The organism is Bifidobacterium saimiriisciurei (genome assembly GCF_010667655.1).
GTDB classification, from domain to species: Bacteria; Actinomycetota; Actinomycetes; order Actinomycetales; family Bifidobacteriaceae; genus Galliscardovia; species Galliscardovia saimiriisciurei.
The window spans coordinates 1-19,075 of the sequence record NZ_WHZU01000021.1; the positions used below are offsets into that span (position 1 = coordinate 1).

The 19,075-nt window shown below is 64.2% G+C and carries 16 protein-coding genes and 1 pseudogene; 5 read left to right on the top strand and 12 right to left on the bottom strand.

Annotation, left to right across the window (positions count from 1 at the left end):
• Positions 1–74: 74 nt before the first annotated feature.
• The 8 genes from GFD18_RS10090 to GFD18_RS10125 all read right to left on the bottom strand — a co-directional run bounded on the left by GFD18_RS10090 (position 75) and on the right by GFD18_RS10125 (position 8,927).
• The gene (locus tag GFD18_RS10090; protein ID WP_163200161.1) at positions 75–1,118 is read right to left on the bottom strand and encodes a zinc-dependent alcohol dehydrogenase family protein; all 1,044 of its coding nucleotides are present in this window, start codon (positions 1,116–1,118) and stop codon (positions 75–77) included.
• A gap of 361 nt (positions 1,119–1,479) precedes the next feature.
• A complete protein-coding gene (locus tag GFD18_RS10095) occupies positions 1,480–2,457 on the bottom strand; it encodes an aldo/keto reductase family protein (RefSeq protein ID WP_163200162.1) in 978 nt (325 codons plus the stop codon).
• Between the two features lie 176 nt (positions 2,458–2,633).
• Entirely contained in the window at positions 2,634–3,611 is a 978-nt protein-coding gene (locus GFD18_RS10100) for an ATP-binding cassette domain-containing protein (RefSeq protein WP_163228282.1), read from the bottom strand.
• The gene (locus tag GFD18_RS10105; protein ID WP_225433067.1) at positions 3,608–4,354 is read right to left on the bottom strand and encodes a YczE/YyaS/YitT family protein; all 747 of its coding nucleotides are present in this window, start codon (positions 4,352–4,354) and stop codon (positions 3,608–3,610) included. The genes GFD18_RS10100 and GFD18_RS10105 overlap by 4 nt, the downstream gene beginning before the upstream one ends.
• A gap of 70 nt (positions 4,355–4,424) precedes the next feature.
• On the bottom strand, positions 4,425–5,345 hold the full coding sequence (locus GFD18_RS10110; RefSeq protein ID WP_163228283.1) for a hypothetical protein: 921 nt from the start codon (positions 5,343–5,345) through the stop codon (positions 4,425–4,427).
• 162 nt (positions 5,346–5,507) lie between these two features.
• Complete coding sequence (locus GFD18_RS10115) at positions 5,508–6,977, bottom strand: DHA2 family efflux MFS transporter permease subunit (protein WP_163200165.1); 1,470 nt, start codon at positions 6,975–6,977, stop codon at positions 5,508–5,510.
• Positions 6,974–7,456 (bottom strand): MarR family winged helix-turn-helix transcriptional regulator, encoded by a 483-nt coding sequence (locus tag GFD18_RS10120; RefSeq protein WP_163200202.1) that lies wholly within the window; start codon positions 7,454–7,456, stop codon positions 6,974–6,976. The genes GFD18_RS10115 and GFD18_RS10120 overlap by 4 nt, the downstream gene beginning before the upstream one ends.
• A 157-nt stretch (positions 7,457–7,613) precedes the next feature.
• Positions 7,614–8,927, bottom strand: coding sequence for an MFS transporter (locus GFD18_RS10125; RefSeq protein ID WP_163200166.1), 1,314 nt, complete (start codon positions 8,925–8,927; stop codon positions 7,614–7,616).
• 249 nt (positions 8,928–9,176) lie between these two features.
• On the opposite strand from GFD18_RS10125, the gene GFD18_RS10130 reads away from it, so the two are divergent.
• Together GFD18_RS10130 and ettA are read left to right on the top strand one after the other, a co-directional pair.
• Entirely contained in the window at positions 9,177–10,469 is a 1,293-nt protein-coding gene (locus tag GFD18_RS10130; RefSeq protein WP_163228284.1) for a glycosyltransferase, read from the top strand.
• Positions 10,470–10,677: 208 nt separating this feature from the next.
• A complete protein-coding gene (gene ettA / locus GFD18_RS10135) occupies positions 10,678–12,357 on the top strand; it encodes an energy-dependent translational throttle protein EttA (protein WP_100510010.1) in 1,680 nt (559 codons plus the stop codon).
• A gap of 158 nt (positions 12,358–12,515) precedes the next feature.
• Here the strand turns inward: ettA and GFD18_RS10140 are convergent, their stop codons facing one another.
• Positions 12,516–12,791, bottom strand: coding sequence for a hypothetical protein (locus tag GFD18_RS10140; RefSeq protein ID WP_163200044.1), 276 nt, complete (start codon positions 12,789–12,791; stop codon positions 12,516–12,518).
• Positions 12,792–13,179: 388 nt separating this feature from the next.
• Between GFD18_RS10140 and GFD18_RS10145 the strand changes: the two genes are divergently transcribed.
• The 3 genes from GFD18_RS10145 to GFD18_RS10155 all read left to right on the top strand — a co-directional run bounded on the left by GFD18_RS10145 (position 13,180) and on the right by GFD18_RS10155 (position 16,268).
• Positions 13,180–13,608, top strand: coding sequence for a hypothetical protein (locus tag GFD18_RS10145; RefSeq protein WP_163200168.1), 429 nt, complete (start codon positions 13,180–13,182; stop codon positions 13,606–13,608).
• Positions 13,586–14,683, top strand: coding sequence for a hypothetical protein (locus tag GFD18_RS10150; RefSeq protein ID WP_163200169.1), 1,098 nt, complete (start codon positions 13,586–13,588; stop codon positions 14,681–14,683). The genes GFD18_RS10145 and GFD18_RS10150 overlap by 23 nt, the downstream gene beginning before the upstream one ends.
• Before the next feature lie 655 nt (positions 14,684–15,338).
• Positions 15,339–16,268: an acyl-CoA thioesterase gene (locus GFD18_RS10155; protein ID WP_163200170.1), complete on the top strand. Its 930-nt coding sequence runs from the start codon at positions 15,339–15,341 to the stop codon at positions 16,266–16,268.
• A gap of 200 nt (positions 16,269–16,468) precedes the next feature.
• Here GFD18_RS10155 and GFD18_RS10160 read toward each other — a convergent pair whose 3' ends face one another.
• The 3 genes and pseudogenes from GFD18_RS10160 to folK form a co-directional block, all read right to left on the bottom strand.
• Entirely contained in the window at positions 16,469–17,347 is an 879-nt protein-coding gene (locus GFD18_RS10160; RefSeq protein ID WP_163200171.1) for a hypothetical protein, read from the bottom strand.
• Positions 17,348–17,404: 57 nt separating this feature from the next.
• Entirely contained in the window at positions 17,405–18,004 is a 600-nt protein-coding gene (locus tag GFD18_RS10165; protein WP_163200172.1) for a DUF3180 domain-containing protein, read from the bottom strand.
• A gap of 84 nt (positions 18,005–18,088) precedes the next feature.
• Positions 18,089–19,063: pseudogene (gene folK, locus GFD18_RS10170) on the bottom strand (2-amino-4-hydroxy-6-hydroxymethyldihydropteridine diphosphokinase); the annotation flags it as partial.
• Positions 19,064–19,075 lie beyond the last annotated feature (12 nt).

A 19,075-nucleotide genomic window follows, 5' to 3' on the forward strand; every position in this document is an offset into this window, starting at 1 on the left:
GCGGGGGTGAATCCGGCTGCCGTGTGCGGTTGGCCCCGCGTTGCGTATGATGGTGGCAGCGCGAAAGGAGGGCGTCAGAAGCGGATGAGCGACTTGATGACCTTGCGCTGGTCCATGGCCTCGTAGGCGTCCTGGATGTGGTCGAGGTCGTACTCGCCGGTGAACACGCGGCCGGGGTTGATCTCGCCCTTGAGCACGGCGTCGAGCAGGCCCGAGTCGAGGTCGTAGTGGCGCACGGGGGCCGGACCGCCCTTGATGCCGATGTTGCCGTAGAACGTGCCTTCGGCGCTGATCTCCACATCATGCGGCAGGCCCACGCGGCCGATGACGCCGCCGCGGCGGATGAGGCCGAGCGCGGTCTCGAACGACTGCCTGGAGCCGACGCATTCGAGCACGGCGTCGGCACCGTAGCCGCCCGTCATCTCCAGCACCTTGTCGATGGCGGCCTGGTCGCGTTCGGGCACGATGTCGGTGGCGCCGAACTCGCAGGCCACGGCGGCGCGGTCCTCATGGCGGCTCATGGCGACGATGCGGGACGCGCCGAGCATCTTCGCGGACAGCACGCCGCACAGACCGACGGCGCCGTCGCCCATGACGACGGCCGTGTCGCCGGGCTTGACCTCGGCGGAGACGGCGGCGTGATAGCCGGTGGACATCACATCGGCGATGGTGAGCAGCGAGGCGAGCGTGGCGTCGTCGTAGTCCTCGGGTGAGCCGGGGACCTTGACCACGGTGCCGTCGGCCTCGGGCACGCGCACGTATTCGGCCTGGCTGGCGCCGAAGTAGCCACCGTGGGGGCATACGGATTCGAAACCGGCCTTGCATACGGGGCATTCGCCGCAGCTGTACGGGAAGGGCAGCACCACGAAGTCGCCGGGCTTGACGGACGTCACGGCCGGGCCGACCTCCTCGACCACGCCGATGGACTCGTGACCGATCTGGCTGTGCTCGGGGTGCGGGGAGAGTCCGCGGAAGTACCACAGGTCGGAGCCGCAGACGCAGGCACGCACCACGCGCACCACGGCGTCGTCGTCGGATTCGAGGCGGGCCTTGGGCACCTCGCGTACGGCCATCTTTCCCGGCCCTTCGAAAATCGCGGCCTTCATCGTTGCTGCCATGTCGGTTCTCCTTCGATATCGGCGGACATGATTGCCGGCGTCATCCGCGCCGGCACCTTGTCTTTCACTCTAGGAATCGAGACGGGGAATAACAAATACGCCATACGACAAAACCGCCATACGGTTCAGGCATGGAGACACGGGGCGCATCCCGGCGCACGGAAACAACTTCCGCAAAAGAAACGCCATGACATGTACGTTCGTACACATCATGGCGTAGGATAGACGTTACGACGACACGGAACGTCGTCGTTCATGAATTCGCGCGGCGGATATTATTCCTTTTCTCCCCGCCGCGCGAATCAATCATCGTTCGAGGCGACCGCCCCGACGAATCGGACGGCCGCCATCCGCGAACCGATCAGCCGACGTGACGCTCGAAGCGGTGGAAGCCGGTGATGCGGTCGATCTCGGCCATGGCGTCGGCCGGAATCTCGAAGCCGGAGGCCTTGAGGTTGTTCTCCAGCTGGCTGGGCTTGCTGGCGCCGGCGATCACGCAGCTGATTTCGGGATGCTGCAGAATCCACGCCATCGAGAGGATCGGCAGGTTGGTGCCGAGCTCCTCGGCCACGCCGCGCAGCTGCTCGACCTTGTCGAGGTTCTCGTCGGTGAGCAGGTCGTTGATCTGGTGGTCGGCCTGCCAGGTGGCGCGGGAGCCGGCCGGCAGCGGCTGGCCCTTGCGGTACTTGCCGGTGAGCAGGCCCTGCGCGAGCGGCGAGAACGTGGTGATGCCGATGCCGTGGCGGCGGCATGTGCCCATGATCTCGTGCTCGATGTAGCGGTCCTGCAGGTTGTACTGCGGCTGCACCACGGTGATCGGGTACAGGTTGTAGCGGTCGATGATGCGCCGGGCCTCTTCGAGGCGGGCCGAACCCCACTCCTCGGAGACGCCGTAGTAGAGCACCTTGCCCTGGGCGACGAGGTCGCTCATGGCACGCAGGGTTTCGGTCAGGTCGGTGGTCTCGTCGAAACGGTGGCAGAAGTACATGTCGAGGTAGTCGGTCTGCATGTTCTTCAGCGTCTGGTCGATGCTTTCGAAGATGTGCTTGCGGGAAAGGCCGCGGTCGTTCACGCCGTCGCCGGTCGGGAAGTACACCTTGCTGGAAAGCACGAGCTCCTTGCGCGGGTAGTCCTTGAACACCTCGCCGAAGAAGCGTTCGGCGGCGCCGGCCGAGTAGGCGTCGGCGCAGTCGAAGAAGTTGACGCCGGAGTCGAACGCCAGCTTGATGGTCTGGCGGGCGACGTCCTCCTGGGCCGAGCCCTTGAGGTCGGTCACCCAGCTGCCGAGGGCGATCTCGCTGATCTTGAGTCCGGACTTGCCTACGCTGCGGTATTTCATCGGTTTGCTCCTTGCTTCGGTCCCCGCCACGGCCGACGCGTGCCCATGACGTGCGCGGCCGTGGCCCATTGCTGCGACACATCACCATGCACGACAGTGATGTGTGCGCTCACATCCATGTTCAATATAACCGATTCAAGTGCGGTTGAACGCAAATCACGACACGCTGGACGCGATCAGGCGCGGAACGCGGACCAACGTCCGTCATGGCGGCGCACGTCGATGGGGAATCCGAACATGCCGGTCAGGTGCTCCGAGGTGAAGCCGTCTTCGAGCCCGCCCGTGTAGGTGACGGTGCCGGGCATGGGGTTGCCGAGGTCGGGCGCGTAGATGTTCGGATGGTCGGCGAGATATTCGCGGTACCTTTCCTCGGGCATGTGCCCCATGAGTGCGAGATGGTCGAATCCGGCGGGAATCTCCTCGAGCTGGTGGGTGACGAGGATGACGGTCCGGTCGGCGGCGCCCGCGAATTCGCCGTCGCCCTCCCCCAGCCGGCCCAGTTCGCGCACGACGAGCTCGCGGCCGCCCAGGTCCATGCCGGTGGTCGGCTCGTCGAAGATCATGAGGTCGGCGGCGGACATGAGGTTGCGGCAGATCAGCACACGCGTGCGCTCGCCTTCGGAAAGCCCGGCCATGCGTTTGCCGGCGAGGTATTCGATGCCGAAACGCTCCATCAGCGCATACGCGCGTTCGTATTCGGCGCCTTCGCGACGGCGGTTCTCACGATGGGACGAGAGCTCGACCACGTCGGCCGAATCGCCCAGGTCCTCGGGCACGGCGCGAATCGGCGCCGCGTCGACGATGACGTCCAGCGGGTCGGCGGGCGGTGCGACCTCGCGCCCCACGGCCGACGAGGCGAGCGCGATGCGGTGCCCGGACGCGAACTTGTCGATGCCGCCGGGGCGGTGGTCGAGCAGCGAGAGCCTGCCGACGTTAGGGAACTGCCGCAGGCTCATCATGGCGATCAGCGTGGATTTGCCGATGCCGTTCGGTCCGAAGAGGATCCACTTCTCCCCGCGGCGGATGTTGAGGTTCACGTCGGCGAGGATCAGACGGCGGTCGCGCCAGAATCCGACGGATTCGGCGCCCACGGCGAGGTCAGCGAGGTCGGCGGCGGGCGGTGTGACGTTGCGGTCGGTGGCGGTATCGGTCATGCGTCCGAACTTACACCACGGCCTTCACCGCGTTCGATCGCCCCGACGAAACGGATGTGGCGGTTGAAGAAGTTGACGATCTGACCGGTGATGAGCGCGGCGACGACCGTGCCGACGCCCACGCCGTTGAGCCGTCCGAAGAATATGAACGACATGACGGTCGACAGGATGATCAGCGATACGTCGAAGCAGACCTTGACGGTGCCGAACCGTATCCTCGTCACGACGGCGATGGCCCTCACGATGCCCTCGCCCGGCACGGTGATCAGGCCCGGAGAGACCTCCATGCAGATGCCGAACGCCAGGATCGTGCAGCCGAGCAGCAGCCCCAGCCCGCGAAGCCACCACGTTTCGGGATTGAAGAACCACAGGGCGGCCATGCTCACGTCGAGCAATGCGCTGAAGACCACGTTGACCACGATCTGCAGCAGCTGCACGGCGTGGAAGTCACGACGCAGCAGGATGGCCTGCACGAGGATGAACACGGCATTCATGACGAACGTGGTCATGCCGAAGCTCACGACGGGCCAGTGCAGCGTGATCACCCACGGCACGCTGGAGATCGGCGAGGTGCCGAGATTGCTTTTCGTAATCAGTGCGATGCCGACCGAGTTGACGGCCACACCGCCGCAGAAGCACAGCATCCGCTTGACGATGTGCGGCATTCCCGCGCGCGGGGTCTTCGTACTCGGGGCCTTCGTACGCACCGGCTTCCCCGTTGCCGCCCGCATGGTTTTCGGCATGCTGCCTCCTCTGTCTTCTCTCTTCCGTTGCCCTTCCATTCATTGAAGGCGACGACATACCATCATGCCGTCACCCGCCGAACGCGACCTTGAGCGCGACCACCGCCGCCAGCATGATGAGCAGCAGGATGGTACGCAGCGTATAGCGCAACAGCATCCGGCGTTCGTATTTGGCACGGACCCGTCGGCGCTCGGGACTGCCGGGTCCCTCCATCGGCACCTGCGGTTCGTCGGCGGCCATGCGTGCGACATCGGCGTCGATCGCGCTGCGGTTCGTCGGCACGAATATGTCGTTCGCCAGGATGACCGGCACGAGATGCCGCAATCCCCGAATGCAGTTCAATGCGAGCCCGTAGGCCGTGGCGAGCACGCCCAGCGCATAGCCGTCGTGCGCGGCCGCCCAGACAAGACCCGATGATATGAGTCCGGCGATCAGCAGGATGTAATACAGCGGCCCGGCCGCACGACCGATGCGTTCATCCGGTCGGGCGGCAAACACGACGGCCCACAGGCCGACCACGAGCATCGGGATGATCGACAGCACCGTCATCGCGAGGATGCCGCGTGATATCGGCGTGTGCCATAATACGGCCGTCATGACGCCGCCGATGACGGCGACGGCAAGCAGCAGGATGCCGACGGCGGTCATACGCCGCCGTTCCGTGCTGGACCGGATCGGCGGGGTCGTCCACCACCATGCGACGGAACCAAGCTGGGGACCGTATCGCAGATACGCCGCGGCGACGCGGTCGCCGGCGTCGGCCGCGCGGACGACGGCCGCCGCGCGATGCCATCCGACGCCATAGGTGAGCGCAACGGTGCCGATGACCAACGAACCGACGGCCAGCCACGGGTAGGCGCGTCCCAACGGACCGGAGGAGGCTCCGTACGCGGTCACGGCCGCGGACAGTACGGCAAGGAAGACGAGCAGCCAGGCCAGCGCCTTGACGCGGATACGGCGGGTCGCCGCCCGGTCCTCGGCGGAAGGCACGTCCGAGAAGACCGGAACACCGGTTGAACGCGCATCCGGACCAGCTGCGTTCCAGCCATCCGAATCGTGTTTGCCGCCATCGACATACGGCCATCCCTGCGGCGCGTCATCCCCTGTGCCTCTGCCACGTCTTCCGCTCATGGCTCCATGTTCCCACCGGATTCAGACCTCCACGGCCTGTGGCTCAGGCTCAGGCGGTCTCCGCACGGAGAACCGGAACATGAGCGCGGCGAGCACCACGCCGCCGACGGCCATGCCGCCGAACACCCACATGCTCTCCGAGAACGCCCGCAGATACGATTCGGCCGCCCCGGAGCCGGCCCGCACGGCCGCAGCGGAGAATTCGGCGAGCAGCGTGCTGGCGACCGCGGTGCCGATGGCGCCGGAAAGCTGCTGCACGGTGTTCATCACCGCGGAACCGTCGGCGTTGAGCCGCGCGGGCAGCTGGTTCAGCGCATGCGTCTGGTCGGGCACGAGCACGAATCCGGAGAACGCCATGAACAGCGCGTAGGCGACGGCCACGGCCCATACGCTGCCGGAGGCGAGCAGCAGCACAATGTCCATGACCGTGACACCGACGAATCCGAACACGATGAACTTCGGCGGGAAATGCTGCTTGAGCGCGTTGCCGATCAGCGGCGCGCACACGGCGCCGACCACGGCGCCGGGCAGCAGGATCAGCGCCGCCACGAGACTGCCGAATCCGAAGCCGCGCTGCAGCAGGATCGGCAGCTGGAAGTTCAGGCCCAGCACGCCGCCGGAGCTCATGAGCAGAATCAGCATGCCCAGAGAGAATCCGGAATGGCCGAACACGCGCACCTCCACCAACGGCCGTTCCATACGCAGTTGCACGACGACGAACACGGCGAGCACCGCAACGCTCGCCGCCAGCACCGTCCAGAACCGCCAGTCGCCGTTCCATTCGGCGAAGAAGCTCACCGCCACGATCAGACCGGCCAACCCCACGGCCACCAGCACCAGCGACGGCACGCTGATCGTGGCCTTGGCCGCGTCGCCCTCATGTCGGATCTCGGGGATTGTGACGGCACCGAGCGCGAACGATAATACGAGGAACGGCAGCATCATGTAGAAGATCCAATGCCAGTTGAGCCATTCCATCACCACGCCGCCGAACACCGGACCGATGGCCGGCGCGGCGCAGGTGACGAGGCTGACGATGCCGAGCATCATGCCGCGCTGTTCGAGCGGCGCCTTCTCCAAAATGATGTTGGTGATGAGCGGCAGCGAGATGCCGGTGCCGAGCGCCATGACGAGACGCGCGGCCAGCAGCATGGGGAAGCTGACGGCGAGCGCGCCGAGCACGGTGCCGGCGGTGAAGATGGCCACGGCGGCGACGAACAGCGTCTTGGTGGCGAACCTGCGCACCATGAACGGCGAGCTGGGGATGGCCACCGACAGCAGCAGCAGATAGCCGGTGGTGAGCCATTGCACGACGGCCGCACCGACGGAGAACTCGCCCATGAGCGTGGAGTAGGCGATGTTGAGCGACGTTTCGGAAAGGATGCCGAGGAACGTCAGGATGGCCAGCGACACGACGGCGACGACGAGCCGCGGTTCGACGCGGGCCTTGCCGCCGTTGGGTGGTTTTGCGGTTGATGTGGCTGCGGTCATCGTGCGTCCTCCTGCATCAGTCGTAGTGTTTCCGTGATCGTCGCCACGGTCGTCTCGCATTGGTCGACGGTCAGGTCGCCGAGAAGCCGTGAGAGACGGGAGTGGTATTCCTCCACGTATATGCGTCGTATGTCGAGCCCACGGGTGGTGAGCGTCAGCGTCACCGCCCGCCGGTCGGCGTCGTCGGCGTGCTTGCGCACCAATCCGAGCGCCGTCATTTCGTTCACGAGTTTGGTGACGCTGGGTGTGGTCACGCCGAGGAACGCGCTGACGTCGCCCACTCGCGCGGTGCCGACGTTCTGCCCGTTCGGCTCGTTGAGATGCCATACGGCGTCGATCACGTGCACGTGGCGGGGTTTCAGCCCTTTGGGCAGCGCCGGCATGAGTTCGGTGATGCGCTTGGCCTTCCAGCACACATCCAGAAGTCGTCGGACCTCTTCCAACGGCAGCACGCCGGCTGCGGCGGCCTTGTCCGTCATGTTCTTCCCGACGGTCCCGGACGGCCCGTCTGCCGCGCCGATCCCGTCGTCGTTGTCGTTGGTCATTTCCACCCCGAATTTACTTACTAATAATAATGACTATTGGTAAGTATATGGAAGACGTCGACAACGTGGTCAACGAATCACGATTGGGGAATCAAACGCGGGCCGGGTCGCGGCCGGCGAGCACGGCGACGACGCATTGCACGGCGGCGAGCGCGGTGAACAGCACGAGCGGCGCCGTCCATCCTTCGGAGAGTTCGGCGAGCGTACCGAAGGCGAGCGGGCCGACCGACGCCAGCAGATAGCCGATCGACTGCGCCATGCCGGACAGCGCGACCGTTTCCTCAGACGTGCGGCCTCGCAGCGAGATCAGCGTGAGGGCCACGACGAGGGCCGCGCCCTGCCCCATGCCGCCGATGACGCCCCACAGCAGCGACAGGCCGGGAGCCGCCATCCATCCGAGGCCGGAGACGACCATGGGCACGCTGGAGACCACGGCCGCGCAGACCTGGTTGCCACGCACCTGCATGAGCGCGGGAATCATCAGACCGGAGAGGATGCCCAACGACTGGAACACGAAGAGGTGCACACCGGCCGTCGCGTCGCTGAATCCGGCGGCGGTGACGACCGACGGCAGCCAGTTCGACATCGTGTAGAACGCGGCCGACTGCAGACCCATGAACAACGTGACCCACCAGGTCATGGGCCGGCGCCAGAGCGGCAGGGATGCGGCGGCGGATTCGACAGCGACGGCATCGGAAGGCTTCGCCGAGGCAACGGCCGTCTCGGACGCCGCCCCCGCGGCGGACTTAGCGCACGAATCGGCCGATACGCCGGTACCGCGGGATTCATGCGGGTCATGCGGCGTCGCCGAGGAACCGTCCGAAGCCCGTGACGTTCCCCGCATCACGCGAATCGACCACAGCGCCGCCACAATCACCGGCGGTGCCGCCCATAGGGCGAGCGCCGGCCGCCACCCGCCGAGCATGTCCGCCAGCGGCGCGGCGGTCAGGCCGGCTATCGCCGAGCCGGTCGTGATGCATGCCGAATACACGCCGGTGGCCATGGAGACGTGGCCGGCGTAATCGCGTTTGGCGATCACCGGCACAAGCACGTTGCCTGCGGCGATGCCTGCGCCCGCGGCAACGGTGCCCAGCCAGACGCCGGTCGGCCCGCCGAACGAGCGGGCCACATCGCCGACGGCCAGCACCAGCAGCGCGGCGAGGATGGTCCGGTCGGCGCCGATGCGCGCCGTGACGAACCGGACCAGGGGACTCACCACGGCGAATGCCCACAACGGCATGGCGCCGAGTACGCCCAGAAGGCTTTCGCCCCAGCCGAGGTCCCCGCCGATACGGGTCAGCACCGGCCCGACCGCCGCGATGGCCGGACGGAGGTTCAACGCCACCAGAAAGATAAGCGCGGCCAGCAACGCCGGCGTCGCCGCAGCGCTTCGGGATCTGCCCATGGTTCCTCTCCTTATTCCTCTACCTGCTCGACTTCACGAGGTTCATGTCTATCACACGGCCTGCCATCCGACGGAAGCCGTCCCCGTCCGCGAGACGACGACGCCCATGCGCCACGGGCGCATGCCATGGCGGCGGGGTTCTCCCGCAAAGCGTCGCCACGGCAACCGATGCGGCAACAATGGCTGAACAACGGAGAAACCGGGCCTTCCGTCGAATCCGTCGTCCATAGACTGGGCGGTATGGGTGGGATGACCGACGATATGGAACACGATGACCGACCGTCCTCGACACGAGCCGGAGACGACGGGCGCCCGCTGTGCGTGCTTGTGGTCAGCGAATCGTCATTGGAGCAGACGAACGGCGTGAGCAACAGCGTGAAGCATATGCTGCGCCGGTTCGCCGACCGAGGCTTCGACGCGCAGGTGATCTCGCCGCAGCCGGCGCCGGAAAGCGGCTCGTTCGAGGGATATCGCGTCGATGCGGTCACGTCGTGGCCGGTGCAGCATTTCAACGTGGCCATCCCGATGAAAAGCACGGTCATCGAGATGATCGAGTCCGGCCCGCGTCCCGACGTCATCCATGTGGCGGCGCCGATCTCCCGGCTCGGCCATGCCGCGCTGATCGCCGGCGACGAGATGGGCGTGGCCACGGTGGCCGTCTATCAGACCGACGTGGCGCAGTATGCGCGCCGGTTCGCCAGGCAGACCATCGACGGGCTGGCCGACGGCATGGCGCCGAAGCACACCGGATGGCTGCGCAAGGTCGGCAGATCCGCAGGAGACGCCGCCGAACAGATCATCGCCGACCGTATCGCGAAACTACACAACAAGGCCACGCTCACGCTGGCGCCGACCGATCAGGCGCGGCAGCGTCTGGAATCGTTCGGCGTCGACCCGTCGCTTATTCGCCTATGGGGTCGCGGCGTCGATTCGCGGCTGTTCAATCCGCAACGGTCCGAATCGGAGCGGGTGCGCCGGCTGCATCGCAAGTGGAGCTACGACGGCGCGGTGACGGTCGTCGGATACGTGGGCCGTCTGGCGCCGGAAAAGCAGGTGGACCGTCTGAGCTGCCTGTCGGGACTGGGCATCCAGCTGGTAATCGTGGGCGACGGCCCATGCGCCGACTATCTGCATCAGCGGCTGCCTACGGCGATCTTCACCGGCATGCTGCACGGCGACGAGCTGGCCGACGCCTACGCCGCGCTCGACGTGTTCGTGCATACCGGCAATCAGGAGACGTTCGGCCAGACGATCCAGGAGGCCATGGCGAGCCGGCTGCCGGTGATAGCACCGGCCAGCGGCGGCCCTATCGACCTCGTCGATTCCGGACGGACCGGACTGCTGTATTCCCCGCAGAGCGACAAGGCGCTGCGGGCCTGCGTTCAGCGCATGATATCGGACGACGTGTTCCGTCGCCGCGTCGCCGACAACGGCTTCAGGGCCATCCAGGGCCGAACGTGGCCCAACGTGGTCGACGGACTCATCGACCACTATCGTCTCGCCATGCAGCTTCGGCTCGCGCACAACGGTGCGGCGAGATGACGGGTGACGATCCGAACGGGGATTTCGGCCGGGGCAAACGCCGTTGCACACGGCTGTAGATGGCCTGTAGAATAATGGTTTTGGAACTTTTTGCCACGCCTCGCGGCCATCACGACGATCGCGGCGACCTCCGACGATCTCGGCGAACGGGGCGCGCAAATTTTGGGAATCAACGGAATACAACCAACGACAGAGATAAGGAACTCACTTGGCTGAATTCATTTATCAGATGATCAAGGCGCGCAAGGCCTACGGCGACCGCGTGATCCTTGACGACGTGACCCTGAGCTTCCTGCCCGGCGCCAAGATCGGCGTGGTGGGCCCCAACGGCATGGGCAAGTCCACGCTGCTGAAGATCATGGCCGGCCTCGACACCGTCTCGAACGGCGAGGCCACGCTGACCCCGGGCTTCACCGTCGGCATCCTGCAGCAGGAACCGCCGCTGGACGACACGAAGACCGTGGGCGAGAACATCAAGATGGCGTTCGGCCCGATTGCCGAAAAGGTCGCCCGCTTCAACCAGATCGGCGAGGAGATGGCGAACCCCGACGCCGACTTCGACGCCCTCATGGAGGAGATGGGCAAGCTGCAGACCGAGATCGACGCCGCCAACGGCTGGGATCTCGACTCGCAGCTCGAGCAGGCCATGGACGCCCTCCAGTGCCCCGACCCCGACACCCCGGTGACCGTGTGCTCCGGCGGCGAGCGTCGCCGCGTGGCCCTGTGCAAGCTGCTGCTCGAGGCCCCCGACCTGCTGCTGCTCGACGAGCCCACCAACCATCTCGACGCCGAGTCGATCCTGTGGCTGGAGCAGTTCCTGCACAAGTACGAAGGCGCCGTCATCGCCGTCACCCACGACCGTTACTTCATGGACAACGTGGCCGAATGGATCTGCGAGGTCGACCGCGGCCACCTGTACCCGTACAAGGGCAACTACTCCACGTATCTGGAGACCAAGGCCAAGCGTATGGAGATCCAGGGCGCCAAGGACGCCAAGCTCGCCAAGCGCCTGAAGAACGAGCTCGAATGGGTCCGCTCCTCGCCGAAGGCCCGTCAGGCCAAGAACAAGGCCCGTCTGGAGCGTTACGACCAGATGGAGCAGGAGGCACGCAACTCCAAGAAGCTCGACTTCTCCGAGATCCAGATTCCGCCGGGGCCGCGTCTGGGCTCCACGGTGCTCGAGGCCAAGCACATCCACAAGGCGTTCGGCGACCGCGTGCTCATCGACGACCTCAGCTTCACGCTGCCGCGCAACGGCATCGTCGGCGTCATCGGTCCGAACGGCGTGGGCAAGTCCACGCTGTTCAAGACCATCGTCGGCCTCGAGCCGCTCACCAGCGGCGAGCTGAAGATCGGCGAGACGGTGAAGATCAGCTACGTCGACCAGAACCGCGCCGGCCTCGACCCGAAGAAGAACCTGTGGGAGGCCGTGTCCGACGGTCTCGACTTCATCGAGGTGGGCGGCGTCGAGGTTCCGACCCGCGCCTACGTGGCCAGCTTCGGCTTCAAGGGCTCCGACCAGCAGAAGCTCACGGGCGTGCTCTCCGGCGGCGAGCGCAACCGTCTGAACCTGGCGCTGACCCTCAAGCAGGGCGGCAACCTGCTGCTGCTCGACGAGCCCACCAACGATCTCGATGTGGAAACGCTCGAATCGTTGGAGAACGCCCTGCTCGAGTTCCCCGGCTGCGCCGTGGTCATCTCCCACGACCGCTGGTTCCTCGACCGCGTCGCCACGCACATCCTCGCCTGGGAAGGCAACGACGAGAACCCGGCCAACTGGTACTGGTTCGAAGGCAACTTCCAGGCCTACGAGGAGAACAAGGTCAAGCGTCTTGGCGAGGATGCGGCCCGTCCGCACCGCCTGCACCGCAAGCTGACCCGCGCGTAAGGCGTAACGGCGTCCGTCGCGATTCCGACCGACCATTGTGATATCGGCCGACCGTCGTGATGCCAGTTGACCACTGCGGTTTCGGTCGGCCATCGTGATATCGGTCGGCCATCGCGGTTTTGAATTCAGCAGCGACGCCATCGATGCAACGGCTCCCCTCAGCGGGAGCCGTTGTCATATGCGCATTCCCTCTTCCCTCTTCCCTCTTTCCTCTTTCCTCTTTCCTCTTTCCTCTTTCCTCTTTCCTCTTTCCTCTTTCCTCTTTCCTCTTTCCTCTTTCCTCTTCCCTCTTCCCTCTTCCCTCTTCCCTCTTCCCTCTTCCCTCTTCCCTCTTCCCTCTTCCCTCTTCCCTCTTCCCTCTGTTTTTGCCCTTTTTTCTTACTTTTCTTTTCGCTCCTTTCTCTTATCTTTCTGTCTTTCCATTCCTCCACCACTCGACGTTTCCTACTTGCACGATGGACTACGCCACATATACGCGTTTTCGCAACGCAGTCCATAGGAAATCGCGTTTTTCCGATGGATTGCGTTGCAAAACCGGCATATTGCAATGCAGTCCACCGCGCATGAACGATTAACCCCGGCAAAACCGCATGATTCCAACGGTCTCGAAAACCGACCGGCTCGATTCCGATGGACTGCGCCGCACATACGCCAAATCGCAGAGCAATCCATCAAAAATCGTAATTTTCCGATGTACCGCGTTGCAAAACCGGCAATACGCAACGTAATCCATTACAAGTCAACGACGACCATCACAAGCCACAGCAATCCAACGCAGACCAACGCAAACCATGAATAATGGCTAGGAACAGCACGAATCCCATGACTTTTCAGGGCATCATTCTCATCGTCGTGACAGTCATCGGCATCGTCGCCGCCGGACACATCGACGCTGCGGCCAGCCGGATTGTCGCCGTCGCCAGGCACACCATCATTATGGCCAACCACATTGTCGCCGGCAATGCCACAGTTATCCACATTTCCTGTTTTCCTTCTATCAACGCATGGTTTTCCGCTACCGTGAATATCACGGCGTTGTGCATCCACAACGTTTTCTTCATCAAGGGGGCCGAAGACCATGCAATATCCGAATTATCAGCAACCGAACCATCAGCGGAGAACCGACGAATCAGGCGGACGGGAGACCAGCCGGAAACAGCGCCGAGACACATCGCCACGCCGGCCGCAGACATCCGCCTTCACCAGGCCGAAACCGACGAAATCACCCATGCAGTCATCGGGCGACGATAGCGGCCGCAAGACCCGAACGAACACCGATGTCACCGCAGTCAACCACGTAAACCGGATGGGTCACACGAACCGAACGAATCCGGCGAACCAGGCAGAACTCGCAAACCCGACAAACCCTGCAACCCCGACAAATCCCATAACCCGGGCCTTCAATCCGCAGCATTCCCGCACCGGCACCGACGATTCGCACGCTGCCGGCGCCATGAGCGAAACGCTGGCGATGAAACGACAGAACACCCTGCAACGATGCATCGAGGAGACAAAGAACGGCAAGCGGAAAATACTGTTTGGATTGACGACCGCCCTCGAATTGCAGATGGTGCCCGTTCCCGAGCAGTGCCGGCTCGACACCGATCGGCTGCATTCCGTGGCCAGCACTCGCGGCCGACGCATGAATTCGAAGGCCAAGATCTCGCACATCTGGGCAGAATTCGACGGGGCGTCGCAAATCCGTCTGTCTCCGTCCATATATGTGCTCGACCTGGTGCATACATGGGCCCAGATGGCACGGTTCGTCGACCTGGAGCAGTTCATCGTACTCACCGACGCCGTCATCTTCCGCATGATGGTGGATGGTGGGCGCGATCCTCTGCAACGCATGCGTGAATTTCTTGAGCAATCGTCACCGTTCGCCGGAAAACTGTTCTGCCGCATGGCATTGCGGATGGCTCGGGAAAACGTGTATTCCCCACAGGAGACGATATGCCGTCTTGCCTTGGTATGCCATGGCATACCTTGCCCCGAAACGAATTACGTCGTGCCGGGGATGACGTTCCGGTCGGGAGCGGCGATGACCGTGGATATGGCATGGCCGGAGGCTCACGTTGCGGTGGAATACGACGGTGACCACCATCGTACGGACAAGCGACAGTGGCGACGCGACCAGGAAAAACGCGAACGTCTGCGGCTGCATGGATGGATTGTGTTCGTCGTGACTGCGGATGCGTTGAAGGACGCCGAATCCCGGGCGTATTTCGCCTTTCAGGTGGCGAGACTGCTGATTTCGCAAGGCGCCCGCGTGGATTTCCTCATCGAGGCGCGGCCTTTGTCGAAGATGTGCCGCCTGCCGCGGTAATTCCGCGGATTGCGACGCATATATCGGCTTGCCGGATGATGTGAAATCGGATGCCGGATGCCGCATATCGAATGCCGAATGCCGCACGGTCTCTTCAATCCATGAAGTAACCCGAGTCGCACAAGGTCGGCTGATGTATTACAACGCAAAATCGTCAAAATACGGCACGGTCCATCGAAAATCAACACTTCTCGATGGACTGCGGTGCAAAATCGGTGATTGCGCACCGCAGTCCATCACACGCAAGCAATCCACCCTGATAGAACCGCATGATTCCAACGGTCTCGAAAACCGACCGGCTCGATTCCGATGGACTGCGCCGCATATTCGCCAAAATGCAACGCAATCCATCAATAATCATGGTTTTCCGATGGATTGCGTTGCAAAACCGGCATACTGCAACGCGGTCCACCACGGACCACGAATACCCCCGACATGTGAGCGTGCACCCGTCGTTTCATTATCAATGCGTCCGCATCCCAATCGACAACACCGTCATCTTGCGTTCACCTAGCTCACGAACTTGTTACAAAACGGTCCTCTTTTTCTTTACGAGTCGTGGATAGACTGCATTGCAGAATGCAAAACGACGCCGGCGCTTCGATGTCGCAGACGCCACCGACCACTGCATGACAACACGACAAGCGAGGAATTCATGACGCAGGAAGAGACTCGGGAAGACCAGTCACCGCTCAATCATCTCATCAAGGTGCTGCGACTGGGAGACCCGTCCCCCTACCGCAACCACACCTACATCAGCGGTGAAAGCCTGTACTTCCCCACCGGTCGCGTCTATGGCGGCCAGGTCATCGCGCAGTCGGTCGTCGCTGCGGCGCGCACCGTTCCCGAGGACCGTCTGCCGCATTCCATCCACGCGTATTTCATCGCCGCCGGCGACATCCGTCAGGATGTGCTGTTCGACGTGGAGAATCTGCGCGACGGCCGGTCGTTCTCGGCCCGCCGTGTGAACGCCACGCAGTCGAAGGGCCCGATCCTCACCGCCATCACCAGCTTCCAGAAGCATGGGCAGCAGGGCGTGGAGTTCTCCGACCCGATGCCGCAGAACGTCCCCGACCCCGAGTCGCTGACCAGCGCCAAGGAGCTGATGAAGCCGTACAGCACCCAGTCGCCGTTCGCCGAATACTATGCCGAACGTTCGCCGTTCGACATCCGTCACGTCAACAGCACCGTGATGCTGGGCACCGACGACAAGGCGGCGAGCACGAACAGCGGCAAGCAGATGGTGTGGATGAAGATCGACGGCCAGGTGGACCTGCCGCAGTTGTGCCATCGCGCGATTCTGGCGTGCGGATGCGATCAGATCATGATGGAGCCGATCGTCCGTCGTGCCGGGTTGAGTTTCATGACGCCGGGCATTTCGTTCGCCACGCTTGACCATTCGATGTGGTGGTATCGCGACGTCGACATCAACCAGTGGCATCTGTATGTGCAGGACACGCCGACGGCGGCGCACGGCCGCGGCCTGAGCTATGCGAAGGTGTATTCGCGCGACGGCAAGCTCGTGGCCGCGATGAGCCAGGAGGCGATGATTCGCGTGCCGAATCCGGAGGAAGCCGGCAAGTAGGCACCGAATCCCCCGGGAAAGACGAAGAAAACGGTCGGACCGGAAGAAACAGCCGGAAAACAGACTGCCCGTGTCGGTGTGGACGTCTACAGTGACATCCACACCGACACGGGCAGTCCCATAATCTCAGACAATCTCAGACAATCTCAGACAGGCAGCCGGTCCCGACGCCACCAAGACGGCTCGGACCAACTGGACCATCAGTCACGAGGAGCGAGGACGTTGGCGAGATGCGCCAGCGTCATGGTCGATTCCGCCGGCAGATAGCGCGGATCGTCGTCATCGATCGTCGGGTCGGGAATGACATACACCTGCGCCGGAGTATCGGGGAAGATGGTCTCCTGCGCGCGGGCCTGCTCGCGAATCCAATCGGCCAGGGACTGGTCGTTGTGGAAGACCAGCATGTTGGAGTCGCCCAATGCGACGGCAATGTCCGCATACGTGGGGTAGTCGAGGTTGGCGGCGATGGCGTCGCGGGCGCGGGTGATGTCGGGCGCGGCGGTCTCGTCGAGATCGGTCAGCAGCGCGTCGAACACGGCGTCGATGCTGCGGTAGATAATCACCGGGTTCTTGCGCTGGTTCGAGCGTGAGTACACGCTGGAGACGAACCATGCGCCGGGGTCGGCGGGCACGGCGCGCATCGGCTGGTTCTTCTTCCAGTTCTTCGTGCGTCGCACGTCCACGATCGGCTCGTCGTCGGGACGCTTGACCCGCACGTCCACGTGGTTGCTCATCAACGCCCACAGCGAGCGGGCGTCCTTGAACCGTCGGGCGTTGCCGGAGCCGTCCGCCGCGGCGTGGGAGGCACGCTGGGCAAGCGTCTTGAGACTGATGGTGTTGCCGGTCGGGGCGTCCGGCCCGTCATCGGCATCATCGTCGGCGAGCGGCGGATTGCCGTCGAGGACGTCGAGGACGTCGAGGAACAGGTTGCGAAGATTGTGATAGTAGCGGTCCGTCGCCAACGGATATTGTTCCTGCTCGCTGTAGACGTGCGCCGTGCGGAAGCTGCCGTCGTCGGCAGCCACCCGCAGGACGATGTCGCGCTCGCCGGGAACCGTGCGCAATTCATAACGTGTCATACACTCCATTGTGGCACAGCGGAATCGATTACGGGGTTTCTTGGCTATTGGGCGGAATCAGCGCGCCTTGCGACGATGGTTCCGCCGCCCCGTCCCGTCGGCGGTCTTGCCGGCCGTTTCGGCGCCGCCCGCACCCGCCGCGCCGGCCGTGCCGGCTGCCGGGGCGAGGCTGCGACGCCGTTCGGCCTCCTTGACCTTCGGATGCTCGGGGCCGTCCTTCGGCGGCAGTTGGCACCAGTACTCCCCCACGATGCCGATGACCATGTCGATGAGGCAGATGACCGTGGCGACGCCGCATTCAAGCGCGGCGTCGCTGTAGAATTCCGCTTCGAGATGACCAAGGCTCATGATGAGCTGGCCGCCGTACCATCCGGCGAGCGCCGCCCCCGCTATGCCGAGGGACTTCGCCAGCAGCAGCGTGTTGACGGCACGGTCCATGCTCATGACCTTGATGTCGCCCTTCACGTATTTGTGCACCTGCCATGACAGGACGAGCACGAGCGTGCCGAGCATGGCGAGCAGCAGGGATACGAGCCACGGCGCGCCCATGAGCGTGTAGGCGCTGTGCTCGGTGGCCTTGACCAGCGTGGCGCCGCAGAGGGTGCCCAGGACGATGGAGACCACGTACTGCCACCATGGTGTGCGTCGTACCTTCATGCCTTGCCTCCTTGGATTATGGATTGCGGTTCGTTTCCCTGCCATGGATTCCCCACGGCTGCGTGATATGCGCGATGGCGGTCAGATGACCGATCCGCCGAGGATCCAGCTGTCGGAGACCTTCTCGATCCGGTCGCGGTCGGGCGTCTGCGCGAGCAGATCGGCGACCGTTCCGCCGTGGGGGCCGGCAAGCGTGGCCTCGGGCTCGAGGTCGGCCCACGGGGCGAGCACGAACGCCCGCTGCCAGGCTCGCGGATGCGGCAGGGTCAGATGCGGGTCGGCGCTGGTCTCGCCGTCGAAGTCGATGATGTCGAGGTCGAGCGGGCGCGATCCCCAATGCACTTCGCGGGAGCGGCCGTGCGCCGCTTCGATGGTCTGCAACGTCTGCAGCAGCGTTTCGGCGTCAAGCGTGGTCGTGAGTTCCACGACGGCGTTGAGGAAGTCCGGCGTGCCGGGTTCCATGCCCCAGGCTGCGGTGCGGTAGAGCGGCGAGATGCCGTTGACCTGGTTGCCGGGCACGCCGTCGATGGCGACGACGGCGGCGCGCAGCGTCTGCTCGACGTCGCCGAGGTTGCCTCCCATGGCGATGACCGCGGTATGGGGCGTGGAGTCCTGCTGCCGACCGTCGGCGCCGGCACCATTCGAGGCCGGGTTCTGCGCGGCCGCGGCCTGCGATGCGGCGGTGACCGGCGCCGGTTCGGGGTCGCGCGAGCGTTCGATGGTCACGCTCACGTCGCCGAACGGCACCTTGATGGGCGCGTTGGGCTTGTGCACGGTCACAATGACGCGCTGGATGCGATGCGAGAGCAGGATGGAGTCGGCGATCTTGGTGGCCAGCCGTTCGATGAGGTCGACGTGCTCGCCCTCGATGACGTTGACGATGCGCTTGGCGATCTGCCCGTAGTCGACGGTGGCGGCGAGGTCGTCGCTGGCGCCGGCCTCGGAGAGGTCGAGGAACATGGTGGCGTCGACGATGAACGGCTGCGGCTCGACGTGTTCGAAGTCGAGGACGCCGTGCGTGGCTTCGGCGCGTACGCCGGTGAGTCGGATGGAATCCATGGGGGAGCCTTT